Genomic DNA, 11,334 nt, shown 5'->3' with positions numbered 1-11,334 from the left:
AATGATTGAATGTTGGCAACCCATGGATGAACTGAACGGGTAAGAGCCCAATTAGGTGTTGGTATGTTTACATAAATCCCAGCAAATTCTTTGCCTTTATGACCAGAACCGTTTCGCCGTTTTTTAGAAATATACAATCTGGTTCTGGCTAAACAGAACATTATGTGATAGACGGGCCTATTAATTACTGAATAGGCCATTGCCAGGCTATTCCCGGAGGGAAAGTCATTGATATAATTAACCTTTCTGGACAGGTACGGTTAATCATTTGCTACGTAAAAGCAATAAATTAAAAACTCAACGAATGGAAACGCTGTATACAGCCACCGTCAGCAATGTCGGCGGGCGCGAGGGGGATGTTAAATCGCTTGATGGTATTCTGGAAATGGATATCCGTCGGCCAGTTGAAATGCATGGAGAAGGTGGAAAACCTAACCCGGAAATGTTGTTTGCTGCGGCCTATAGCTCCTGCTACAACGGTGCACTAATGGGCATTGCCAAAAGGAAGAAAGTTATCCTGCCCGAACATGCTGTTGAGGTTAGTATCTCACTCAATAAAGACGGAGAGAGTATGTTTCTGTCGGGTAAGATTGTTGTGAAAGCACCCGGTATGGATCACGACGAACTTCAGCAGCTGGCCGAAACGGCACACGCTGTTTGTCCCTACTCCAAGGCCGTAAAAGGAAATATGGATATAAAAGTAGAAGTATTGGTCTAAAAGCGAGGAGCAGGGAAAATCGATGGTGTTCGTTCTCCCTGCTCCTGTGCTTAACTTACACCATCATACACCTGCACGCGCTCCCACAGGTGAGAACAACTGGCCACAAATGCCTCGTGAATCGGATGCACCTGATACGCATCATGAGCTGCTTTGTCGGTAAAGACAAACGTTAGCGTGAAATCGTAGGAGTGATCAATTACGGGTCGGCGGGTTTCGGCGGGCGTACCGATGTAGGCAGCCGAAATTTCCTGTACAGCTTTCAGTGATTCCAGACCAGCCCGGAGAGCATCATGGTCATCCCGGTTTTCGGGATGTTTAAGCCAGAAGAAAACGGTATGAACGAACATTTGGGTTTATAGTTATCGGTTTACAATTTATAGCTTTTGTAGGCCGGTGCGAAACTACCATAAACAGTAAACCGAAAGCCATAAACGACTCAACTAAATTTTTCCAACTGCTTCACCAGTACGCCAAAATCTTTAGGATAGGGGGCTATAAATGTCTTCTCTTCGCCGTCCAACAGGCTGAATGTCAATGAATGAGCGTGGAGCGCAACACGATGAATTAACGGTTGCTCTTCGGTGCCCTGCTTAAGATTAAACTTACGCTTCACATCCGACAGAAAGACGGGTTCACCTCCATAGGTCGGATCGTTGACAATTGGCGCTTTCAGACACATCAGATGGACCCGAATCTGGTGCATTCGCCCCGTAATGGGCATGCACTCGACCAGCGTGGTCGTACGATAGGCTTGTAGCGTATTGAAAATTGTTTCAGCAACCTTGCCTTTCTCTCGGTCAATTCGGACAGCCGTTCCGTCCTTGATGGGCGAAATGGGCAAATAGACCGAAATGCCGTCGAAATCGTGTACACCATTCGTAACGGCATGATAGCGTTTCGTAACCTCACGGTGCTCAAACTGCATTGCCAGATGCCGATAAGCCTCCGGATTTTTGGCGATGGCCAGAATTCCCGATGTTTCCTTGTCCAGCCGATGGCCGAGTTGTGCATCAGCATGGTAGGCTTTTGCCATGCGCACAATACTTTGACCACCCCGGTCAACCGTGCGTTCGTCGAGCGAGGCTACGTGAGGTGGTTTATTGATCAGTATATAATCATCGTTTTCGAAAACGATGAGGTCTTCAAAGTTCAGTTTCATGAAAAACCGTTTTTGGTTTTACGATTGTCAATTTAGTGAAGCCGGCCTAGTAGGGCCGAATACCGTAAACTCAAAACCGTAATTACAAACACAAAAAGCCTCCTCCGTAGCGGAAGAGGCTCACTGATAAATATCTTGCGAAAGACTATACCGACAGCGTACCGCGCTCGTATGCCTTGCGGAGCGTTGCTTCCAGACCGTTTTTGTTGATGGTCTTAATGGCCGATGTAGCCACTTTCAGCGTAACCCACTCGCCGGTTGATTCGACGAAGAACCGCTTCTTTTGCAGGTTCGGGAAAAATTTACGCTTGGTTTTATTATTGGCGTGAGAAACATTGTTTCCCGTACGCGTGCGCTTTCCTGTTATTTGACAAACTCTGGCCATTACCGTACTCGTTTTCCGTATGAGGGCGCAAAATTACCTAATCTATTCATAATCTGCAACTCATTACTCCTTTTTTTTGAATCCATAGGGGCAATGACGGCAACCATTTTTGCAGCAATGACCTCGTTTGAGATGATAGGCGGCAGTAAAAACAACAAAACCTTCGGGTGTATAGTAATAATCAGTTTCGTCTAAACCTGCAATTTTTTTCTTCTCTGGCTGCGATGACATGCTTTTGGGCATATGCCTGAATAACTGTATTTTTGAAGCAAGCGGCCTGTTTGATTTTGGGTATTGAGTTTTGGCATTGACTACTGGTTAGGCACAGTATCAATCGACCAACGGCTAAAATCCAGCATCTGGCGCCTAAATATATTAAACTTATTTCACAGCGAGCTATGGAAACGACAACACCGATTTCAGCCGCCGATCAGGCCATGCAACTGGAATGGCACTACGGTGCACATAATTACCATCCGATTCCGGCCGTATTGACGCGGGGCGAAGGTGTCTTTGTGTGGGATGTGGAGGAGAAACGTTACTTTGATTTTCTGTCGGCTTATAGTGCGGTTAGCCAGGGTCATTGCCATCCACGGATCATTAATGCAATGATTCAGCAGGCGCAACGGCTAACGCTTACATCGAGGGCATTTTATAACGATAAAACGGGTCTGTGCGAAAAATTCCTCTGCGAATATTTTGGCTATGATAAAGCGCTGCTCATGAATTCAGGAGCTGAAGGGGGCGAAACTGCTCTTAAGTTAACCCGCAAATGGGCCTATAAAGTGAAAGGCATCCCGCAGAACCAGGCTAAAACCGTCTATGCTGCCGGAAATTTCTGGGGGCGTACCCTGGCTGCCATTTCATCATCGACAGATCCCAGCAGTACAAACGACTTTGGGCCGCTGGTTCCCGGCTACATTATCATTCCCTACAACGACCTGAATGCATTGGAGGATACCTTTAAAAGCGATCCGAATATTGCAGGATTTATGGTTGAGCCTATTCAGGGCGAAGCTGGCGTTGTTGTACCTGACGAAGGCTATCTGCGTGGTGTTCGCGATTTGTGCACAAAATACAATGTCCTGTTTATTGCCGATGAAGTGCAAACCGGAATTGGCCGAACGGGTAAGCGGGTTGCCTGCGATCATGAAAACGTAAAGCCTGATCTGCTGGTATTGGGTAAAGCCCTGTCTGGTGGAACAATGCCCGTATCGGCGGTGATGACGTCTGACGAGGTAATGCTGACTATTAAACCTGGCGAACACGGCAGCACCTATGGAGGCAACCCGCTGGCATGTGCTGTTACGATGGAAGCGCTTCAGGTCGTTGAAGACGAGAAACTGGCGGAGAACGCAGCTGCGATGGGTGACATTTTCCGGGCTCGTATGACTGCGTTGAGCCATAAAACCGACCTCGTCAAATCTGTTCGTGGGAAAGGCTTGCTCAATGCCATTGTCATTGCCGAACGGCCCGAACTTGGCTCCGAAACGGCCTGGGAAATCTGTCTTAAACTAAAAGACAACGGTCTGTTGACCAAGCCAACTCACGGCGATAAAATACGGTTTGCTCCTCCGCTCGTCATTAACGAAGACCAGATGCACGAGGCATGCGACATTATTGAAAAGACGGCGCTGGCATTTTAGCCAATAGCCTGGAGCAAAGTAAAGCGGTAGGCGATGGGAGCCTGGGTCAGTAGTACCCATTTCTCCTGTTCGCCCACCGCTTTGCCTTACTAGTTGTTTATTCCGCTTTCGTACCGTCGGCATTATAAAAAACGCCACCTCCCATTGGCTGACCATTTTTGAAGGTTGCCACCAAACGGCCGCCATCTGCGAAATAGTAGGTCCCTTTGCCATTCGGTACGTTTTTCTGAAACCAGCCCGCATACTTATCGCCGTTCAGGAAGAAATAAACGCCGTAATCCGAACGAAGGTTATCCCGGAAGTTACCTTTGTACTTTACCTTACCATCGGCGTAATACTCGACTCCTTCGCCGTGTTTATCGCCTTCTTCAAATTCACCGGCATAGCGTTCGCGGGTGGGATACACGAAGGTTCCTGTTCCATCCTGGCAGTCGCCGGAAACACAGCCTACTGTTGCGCGGGCGGTGGAAGTGGGCGCAACAACGGGTCGCGATGGGGCAGCTGTTGTATTGGTGTTCGTAGCGATAGGCTTGGGAGCCATCGCTGTTGGGGTCTTAACGGCTGTCCGATTTTTGGGGTACATCGCTTCAGCTTCCAGCCAGCCTTTTCGGATCGCTTCGATGCGGACAGGTTTGGCCGGGTGCGTTGATGTGGCATGTTCGTCGCCGAGTGCCCTGACGGCTACGGTCGCTTCATCGAGCGATGCACCCAGCTGATGCAGAACAAATCCCGAAAACTTATCGGCTTCAATTTCCTTGAGCGGCTGACCGCCCCGTCCATCAATCGTGTGCCCCTGAAGGTGATGGCCGATTTCGTGTGCCATGATACTGATGGCCGACCAGTCGGTTTCGGTTTCTTCTTCGATACCTTGCATGAAAGCCGCATCATAAATTATAAAACGCTGGCCTTTAACAACTGTGGCAAAGCAATTGTCGGTATTGGCACATTCCATAACCTTGAAGTTGCGCACCAGGCCAATTGGTTTTAATATTCGGTCTACCACACGTTCGGCGTGGCCGATAGAGGGCGCGTTCGTGTTTGCACAGATAACCTGCGGACCATTGTTTCCGCCCGTGTATTTGCAGATGAATGTTTCCTGTGCTGGCGTTTGAGCCATCAGGGGGCCGCATAGGGCCATACTTACTAAAATAGTGGGTAGTGATAAAGCCGTTTTTACAGGCATAACCGAGCAGCGTTAATCGTTCAACACGGCAGAATAACGAACAAGTACGGGCTGCTATTTTAGGGCATATGAGTAAAGTGTCAAGATAGGAATCGACGAATGCCTTTACTGGTTTCATCTGTAAATCTCTCATTCGCTACACGGGAGAGATTTACAGATGAAAACCTTTGTGAACCAATTGCTTACCTTAAAAAAATCAATTTTTAAGGTAAGCAATTGCAGAATATCCATTGAACCACTGCCATTTACCTTAGCTAAAGGTTCACCGATTGGCTCAACGGGTGACCAGCATTACTTCAGACTAATCGTTGACTCTACCAGAATCTCATCAATAAAATAGTGGTCATGTGAAATGACGACTACAGAACCGTTAAAACTCTTCACCGCCGTTGTCAGTATTTCCTGACTAAGCACATCCAGATTATTGGTAGGTTCATCCAGAATGAGTAAGTCGGGCGTATTATTGCTGATTTCTAAACAGCAAAGTACCAGTTTCATCTTTTCCCCTCCGCTGAGTCCAGCGCATTTCCTGTCCCAACTCTCCCTGGGAAATTGATGCTGGTGCAACATCATTTTCAGGTCATGCTCCAGCAGCGGTCGCGTATTGAATTTTTGTGCCTGCTCAATAACCGAAAGCTGGTTGTCAATGATCGAATAGTCCTGGTCGATGTAGGCATGCTGGAAATCAGCCCTGAAAAGTACTCCGGCCGACGGCTGTAAATTACCTGTCATTAGTTTCAGAAGCGTCGTCTTGCCGGAACCATTATTTCCGGCTATCCTGATTCGATCGCCAGAACGAATTTGAAAGGTCAAAGGAGATTGCCAAAGGTACTGGTCGTTATAGGAGAAATTTATAGCCCTGGCATCGATCAGCACCTTCCCTTTGTGTAAATCAGATTTTCGTAAATCGAGCTTTAAGACCTGATTTTCCTGAATTTGGGACCTGATTTGTTTAAGGTTATCCGCAATGCCATTTATTTTCTCGGATTGAACATCTTTCAATTTAGCGGTACTTTGCTCGGCTTTGCGTTGAAGTCCACCGGCAATAATGCGGGGTAACGATTGTTTTTGTCCCTGTGCCTTTCCCCGGACTTCTTTCTTCTGACGTTGTTCTGCAATATCTCTGGCTTTCTGCTGGGCTTGTTTCAGCGTTTTCGCCTGCTCGTCCAGTTGATCGTGCAGCGCATTTAATTTGCCAGCTTTCTGGTCCTTATAGAACTCATAATTTCCGCCATAGACCTCAATTCCACTTTTACTCAGTTCCAGTGTTTTGTCCAGTAGATTTAACAGTGTACGGTCATGGCTAACCACAAGAATGGTTTCCTTGCTCTTTATGATGAACTCATAGAGTAAATCACGGCTTTCTGAATCCAAATGATTAGAGGGCTCGTCAAGGAGGATGATGGCAGGAGAATGAATGACTATTCCCGCCAGAAAAACCTTTGTTTTCTCTCCTCCGCTCAATGAATTCATGGTCTGAGAAAGATCCAGATGCTGTAAATGCCAATAAGCCAGTGCGGTAGTTACACGTTCTTCAATCTCCCAGTCATCATCGAGAGCGGTAAAATTTTGAGAAGATGCATCACCGTCGAGAATGGCCTGTAAGGCGTTCAGCTTCTCCTGTATTCCTAATGCTTTTGCTACTGAATAATCATCGAATTGACCTACATGCTGGGGTACGTAATAGGGTTTTCCCGAAAGAATAATTTCGCCTTCGAGCGGTAGAATACTGCCTGCAATTAGTTGCAGAAAAGTTGATTTGCCTGCGCCATTATTGCCTACTAAAGCTGCTTTTTCGCCAGTAAGTATGGATACGTTAATGCGTTGAAACAGCACCTCTCCATCGGGATGTATATAGGAAAGTGACTTAGCTACAATACTCATGATTGTACTAAATTGAATGTGATAAACGAATGGGAAGAATAGAAATACGGATAGCCAAACAAGCCCGTGATGGCGTTTGCTATCTTATTGACTGAGCAATTCGACATTGCCCCTTATGGAAGGAGAATTACATGAGATCTAAGTAATTGCCACTACACAGAGGGGCTGTGTAAGTAGCCTATTGACAATTTTTTGCCAAAACGTTCCGCTGAGCCGGAACAGATGATGGTAGATAACCATCGATCTTACTTAAATCCTACATGGAAAGAGTGATTCGTCTTTAACGATGCAAAGATAATGCTGGTAAGGCATAAAACAACCATCCTCGTGGTGATGTGGTGTCGGTTTCTTAAAACCGACACCACATCACCACGAGGAAAAACGGCGGCAACGAGCTTCCTGATACTTAAAATAAGCAAGTTTTTACGCGATTGGCCGGGCCGGTCGATAAGTCAATTCCCTGAATAGGAGTTGCTCCTGTGGATTTTTGAACATCCGCCTAAAGGGTCCGTTCTACCATTCATCTGATTAACTATTGCTTAATAGACAGTATGCAGACGACACTCTTACCTCCTGAGATCCTTCAGAATGAGGTTTCGTTGCCAGTCAAACGATTGGTTACGTTATCCGTAAACGGCGAGGAAAAACAACTCGAACTAGCTCCCTGGACAACCTTACTCGACGCGCTACGAGAGTATATGAACCTGACCGGCACCAAAAAAGGCTGCGATCATGGACAGTGTGGTGCCTGCACTGTGCTGGTTGATGGGAAGCGGATTAATTCGTGTCTGACGCTGGCGATCATGAAAGAAGGGGCCGAAATAACGACTATCGAAGGAATTGCCAGTGAAGGCGACAGTTCTTCTATTCAATTACATCCGCTTCAGGCCGCTTTCATTGAGCATGATGCCTACCAATGTGGCTATTGCACGCCGGGCCAGATCTGTTCGGCCGTAGGATTGATCAACGAAGGGCGGGTGCGCACTGCCGACGACATTCGGGAGTTGATGAGTGGTAATATATGCCGCTGTGGTGCATATCCCCACATTGTAGATGCGATTAGTGAGGTAATGCAAATTGATATAAAGCCCTGATGTTATGAATAGCTTTTCTTACGCCCGTCCCGATGCCATTGAGATTGCCGTAGACGATTTGGCAACTCACCATGGGGCTAAATTTATAGCTGGTGGTACGAATCTCCTCGATTTGATGAAGGAGAATGTCGAACGGCCCAATCGACTCATCGACATTAATCGGCTCCCGCTTAGCACAATTGAGGATACTGAAGACGGCGGTCTGCGGCTTGGTGCTTTAGTAACAAACGCTGATACGGCCTATAATGAGCAGGTAGAAAAGCGTTATCCACTCCTGTCGCAGGCTATTCTGGCGGGAGCGTCTCCTCAACTGCGAAATATGGCTACGAACGGTGGAAATCTCTTTCAACGCACACGCTGCTATTATTTCTACGATACGGCAATGCCCTGCAACAAGCGCCAGCCCGGTTCTGGATGTGGTGCCATGAACGGCTACAACCGTATTCATGCTATTCTGGGTACGAGTGAGAGTTGTATCGCGACGCACCCATCGGATATGTGCGTTGCCTTACGTGCGCTCGATGCAGTTGTCCGCGTATCGGGACCATCGGGTGAACGAACCATTCCAATTGCTGATTTTCATCGGTTGCCAGGCCATGAGCCGCAATACGACAATACCATACAGCCCGGCGAATTAGTGGTCGCTATTGATTTACCCGCAAAAGGGTTTCCTGAGTATCATACCTATCTCAAACTTCGCGACCGCGCTTCGTATGCCTTTGCCCTGGTATCGGTAGCTGCGGCTCTCGACATGGAAGATGGCCAGATTACCGATGCCCGAATTGCATTAGGTGGTGTAGCGCATAAGCCCTGGCGAAAGCAGGAAGTAGAGGCTATGCTGATTGGTAAGCCAGCCACTAAAACCAATTTTCAGCCCGTAGCGGAAGCGTTGGTTGAGGGTGCGCGGGGATATGGACATAATTCATTCAAAATTGAACTGGCTAAACGTGCCATCGTGCGGGCGTTAGAGCAGGCCGCTAAACTTGAACCAACCGTATGACTCAATATATCGGAAAGCCACTGAGCCGTGTTGATGGGCTCGATAAAGTGACTGGCAAAGCTAAATATGCCGGTGAGTTCAATGTGCCGGGTTTAGCCTATGGATATGTGGTGTCCAGCGCTATTGCCAAAGGCAAAATAAACCACATCGATACACGTGATGCCCTTCGTCTTGATGGGGTCTTACAGGTCTTTACGCATGAGAACCGGCCTAAACTGGCGTGGTTCGATCTAAATTATAAAGACCAGGATGCACCCCCTGGTTCACCATTCAGGCCACTGCATGATGAGAAAATAAAGTATAGTGGCCAGCCTGTTGCGCTGGTTGTGGCCGAAACCTTTGAACTGGCCCGGTACGCAGCTTCGCTGGTTAAGGTCGATTATACCGTTGAACCGCACGAAACGGATCTGGAAGCAAATCGGGACGAAGCTCGTAAACCCAAGCTGGGTGTAGCGAGCTTATTGAAGCCACCACCGCCTAAACCTCGCGGCCATTTTGAGGAGGCTTTCGCTGAATCGCCCGTGCAGGTGATGGAGGAGTATGTTCATGCTATTGAGCATCACAATCCTATGGAGATGTTTGCCACTACGGTGGTTTATGAGCGGAAAGGGAAGCTGACGATCTATGACAAGACCCAGGGCGCGCCCAATAGTCAGTTATATGTGTCTCAGGTATTTGATATACCCTTTAGTGATGTGCGCGTACTATCGCCTTACGTTGGGGGAGGTTTCGGATCGGGGTTACGTCCTCAGTATCAATTGTTTTTGGCAGTGCTGGCCGCTCGTGAACTGAAACGATCGGTACGGGTGACGCTGACTCGCCAGCAGATGTTCACATTTGGGCATCGTCCGGCTACAATACAGACGGTAGCTTTCGGTAGTTCTTTCGACGGCACGATGAAGGCCATCCGTCACGATGCCATTGCAGAAACCTCACAGTTTGAAGATTATACTGAAATAGTGGTTAATTGGGCGGGCATGCTCTATTCCGCAGAAAACGTCAGGCTTACTTACGAGCTGGTTCCACTGGATGTATACACGCCACTCGACATGCGGGCACCAGGTGGTGTAACGGGCCTGTCGGCGATTGAATGTGCCGTAGATGAACTGGCCTATAAGCTCGGGATGGACCCGCTCGAATTGCGTCTGAAAAATTATACAGACCGGGACATGAACGAAGACCTGCCCTATTCGAGCAAAGAGCTTAAAGAATGTTTTCGTCAGGGTGCCGAGCGATTTGGCTGGGCTAAGCGTAACCCCGAACCCCGATCAATGCGAAACAATCATACGCTCATTGGCTGGGGAATGGCAACTGGTATTTGGGATGCTATGCAGATGCCCGCTCGGGCAGAGGCCGTTCTGATGGTCAACGGAAAATTGCGCGTAAGCAGTGCTACAGCTGATATCGGAACCGGAACATACACTGTTATGACGCAGATTGGCGCTGATGTGCTTGGGATTCCGGTGGAGGATGTGCTGTTTAAACTGGGCGATTCTGATCTGCCCTTAGCGCCCATTCAGGGTGGTTCCTGGACGGTGGCAACGGTCGGCTCTGCTGTAAAGGTAGTTTGTGAAGATCTGCGTAAAACGCTATTCAAACTGGCGAAGAAGATACCGGGCTCTCCGTTTGCGAAAAAAAGCCTTGACGAAGTCGAGTTCATCAACAAATCCATTCGTCTGAAAAGCGATCCGACCCAATCTGTTTCATTGCAGGCTGTAGTCGATTCAAACGGAGGCCGGGCAGTTCGGGAGATCTCGACTTCGTTTCCGAATATGCTGGAACAACGAAAATACGCCCGAAATACCCATTCAGCAGTATTTGTCGAAGTACAGGTCGATGAAGAACTGGGAACGGTTCAGGTAACGCGGGCTGTGAGCGCCATTGCGGGTGGCCGAATTATGAACCCCAAAACTGCCCGTTCCCAAATTATTGGTGGCATGGTTTGGGGGATTAGTAAAGCACTTGAAGAAGAAAGTGTGATGGATCACAATTTTGGTCGATTCATGAATCATAATCTGGCCGAATACCATGTAGCCGTTAACGCTGATATTCATGATCTTGACGTAATTTTTGTTGAAGAACAGGATACAATCGTGAATCCTCTCGGAGCGAAGGGCCTTGGCGAGATCGGCATTGTAGGTATGCCAGCCGCCATTGCCAATGCCGTTTTTCACGCTACTGGTAAACGAATTCGGGACTTGCCGATTACATTGGATAAACTCCTGTAAATAAGTGGATTTAGTAAGGGGAAGCTTAGGCGAT

11 protein-coding genes are annotated in these 11,334 nt (G+C 47.9%); 5 read left to right on the top strand and 6 right to left on the bottom strand.

All coding sequences use genetic code 11. The features are described from left to right. Positions 1-304: 304 nt before the first annotated feature. Positions 305-718 carry an Ohr family peroxiredoxin gene (locus GJR95_RS26790; RefSeq protein ID WP_162388780.1) on the top strand — a complete coding sequence of 138 codons (414 nt, stop codon included), beginning with the start codon at positions 305-307 and terminating at the stop codon, positions 716-718. Positions 719-768: 50 nt separating this feature from the next. Here GJR95_RS26790 and GJR95_RS26785 read toward each other — a convergent pair whose 3' ends face one another. The 4 genes from GJR95_RS26785 to GJR95_RS26770 form a co-directional block, all read right to left on the bottom strand. Then, positions 769-1,068, bottom strand: coding sequence for a Dabb family protein (locus tag GJR95_RS26785; RefSeq protein ID WP_162388779.1), 300 nt, complete (start codon positions 1,066-1,068; stop codon positions 769-771). 89 nt (positions 1,069-1,157) lie between these two features. Further along, on the bottom strand, positions 1,158-1,880 hold the full coding sequence (locus GJR95_RS26780; RefSeq protein WP_162388778.1) for an RluA family pseudouridine synthase: 723 nt from the start codon (positions 1,878-1,880) through the stop codon (positions 1,158-1,160). A 145-nt stretch (positions 1,881-2,025) separates the two neighbouring features. Beyond that, positions 2,026-2,265, bottom strand: coding sequence for a 50S ribosomal protein L28 (gene rpmB, locus GJR95_RS26775; protein WP_162388777.1), 240 nt, complete (start codon positions 2,263-2,265; stop codon positions 2,026-2,028). A 63-nt stretch (positions 2,266-2,328) separates the two neighbouring features. Continuing rightward, positions 2,329-2,496, bottom strand: coding sequence for a DUF5522 domain-containing protein (locus GJR95_RS26770; RefSeq protein ID WP_162391875.1), 168 nt, complete (start codon positions 2,494-2,496; stop codon positions 2,329-2,331). A gap of 167 nt (positions 2,497-2,663) precedes the next feature. On the opposite strand from GJR95_RS26770, the gene rocD reads away from it, so the two are divergent. Further along, entirely contained in the window at positions 2,664-3,911 is a 1,248-nt protein-coding gene (rocD, locus tag GJR95_RS26765) for an ornithine--oxo-acid transaminase (RefSeq protein WP_162388776.1), read from the top strand. 97 nt (positions 3,912-4,008) lie between these two features. Here rocD and GJR95_RS26760 read toward each other — a convergent pair whose 3' ends face one another. Both GJR95_RS26760 and GJR95_RS26755 read right to left on the bottom strand, forming a co-directional pair. Continuing rightward, complete coding sequence (locus GJR95_RS26760; RefSeq protein WP_162388775.1) at positions 4,009-5,094, bottom strand: hypothetical protein; 1,086 nt, start codon at positions 5,092-5,094, stop codon at positions 4,009-4,011. A 291-nt stretch (positions 5,095-5,385) separates the two neighbouring features. Beyond that, entirely contained in the window at positions 5,386-6,978 is a 1,593-nt protein-coding gene (locus GJR95_RS26755) for an ABC-F family ATP-binding cassette domain-containing protein (protein WP_162388774.1), read from the bottom strand. A 551-nt stretch (positions 6,979-7,529) separates the two neighbouring features. Between GJR95_RS26755 and GJR95_RS26750 the strand changes: the two genes are divergently transcribed. From GJR95_RS26750 to GJR95_RS26740, 3 genes are read left to right on the top strand one after another with little or no spacing between them, the layout of a single operon-like run. Next, a complete protein-coding gene (locus GJR95_RS26750) occupies positions 7,530-8,072 on the top strand; it encodes a (2Fe-2S)-binding protein (RefSeq protein ID WP_162388773.1) in 543 nt (180 codons plus the stop codon). Between the two features lie 4 nt (positions 8,073-8,076). Beyond that, the gene (locus GJR95_RS26745) at positions 8,077-9,072 is read left to right on the top strand and encodes an FAD binding domain-containing protein (protein ID WP_162388772.1); all 996 of its coding nucleotides are present in this window, start codon (positions 8,077-8,079) and stop codon (positions 9,070-9,072) included. Continuing rightward, on the top strand, positions 9,069-11,300 hold the full coding sequence (locus tag GJR95_RS26740; RefSeq protein WP_162388771.1) for a xanthine dehydrogenase family protein molybdopterin-binding subunit: 2,232 nt from the start codon (positions 9,069-9,071) through the stop codon (positions 11,298-11,300). The genes GJR95_RS26745 and GJR95_RS26740 overlap by 4 nt, the downstream gene beginning before the upstream one ends. Positions 11,301-11,334: the final 34 nt, after the last annotated feature.

This window comes from Spirosoma endbachense (genome assembly GCF_010233585.1).
GTDB classification, from domain to species: Bacteria; Bacteroidota; Bacteroidia; order Cytophagales; family Spirosomataceae; genus Spirosoma; species Spirosoma endbachense.
This window is presented reverse-complemented; position numbering and strand designations above follow the sequence as displayed.

Bases quoted from the DNA above. Each gene is read 5' to 3' on its own strand.
- GJR95_RS26750 (WP_162388773.1), top strand. From the start codon at position 7,530: ATGCAGACGACACTCTTACCTCCTGAGATCCTTCAGAATGAGGTTTCG.
- rpmB (WP_162388777.1), bottom strand. From the start codon at position 2,265: ATGGCCAGAGTTTGTCAAATAACAGGAAAGCGCACGCGTACGGGAAAC.
- GJR95_RS26755 (WP_162388774.1), bottom strand. From the start codon at position 6,978: ATGAGTATTGTAGCTAAGTCACTTTCCTATATACATCCCGATGGAGAG.
- GJR95_RS26780 (WP_162388778.1), bottom strand. From the start codon at position 1,880: ATGAAACTGAACTTTGAAGACCTCATCGTTTTCGAAAACGATGATTAT.
- GJR95_RS26760 (WP_162388775.1), bottom strand. From the start codon at position 5,094: ATGCCTGTAAAAACGGCTTTATCACTACCCACTATTTTAGTAAGTATG.
- GJR95_RS26745 (WP_162388772.1), top strand. From the start codon at position 8,077: ATGAATAGCTTTTCTTACGCCCGTCCCGATGCCATTGAGATTGCCGTA.
- GJR95_RS26785 (WP_162388779.1), bottom strand. From the start codon at position 1,068: ATGTTCGTTCATACCGTTTTCTTCTGGCTTAAACATCCCGAAAACCGG.
- GJR95_RS26740 (WP_162388771.1), top strand. From the start codon at position 9,069: ATGACTCAATATATCGGAAAGCCACTGAGCCGTGTTGATGGGCTCGAT.
- GJR95_RS26790 (WP_162388780.1), top strand. From the start codon at position 305: ATGGAAACGCTGTATACAGCCACCGTCAGCAATGTCGGCGGGCGCGAG.
- GJR95_RS26770 (WP_162391875.1), bottom strand. From the start codon at position 2,496: ATGTCATCGCAGCCAGAGAAGAAAAAAATTGCAGGTTTAGACGAAACT.
- rocD (WP_162388776.1), top strand. From the start codon at position 2,664: ATGGAAACGACAACACCGATTTCAGCCGCCGATCAGGCCATGCAACTG.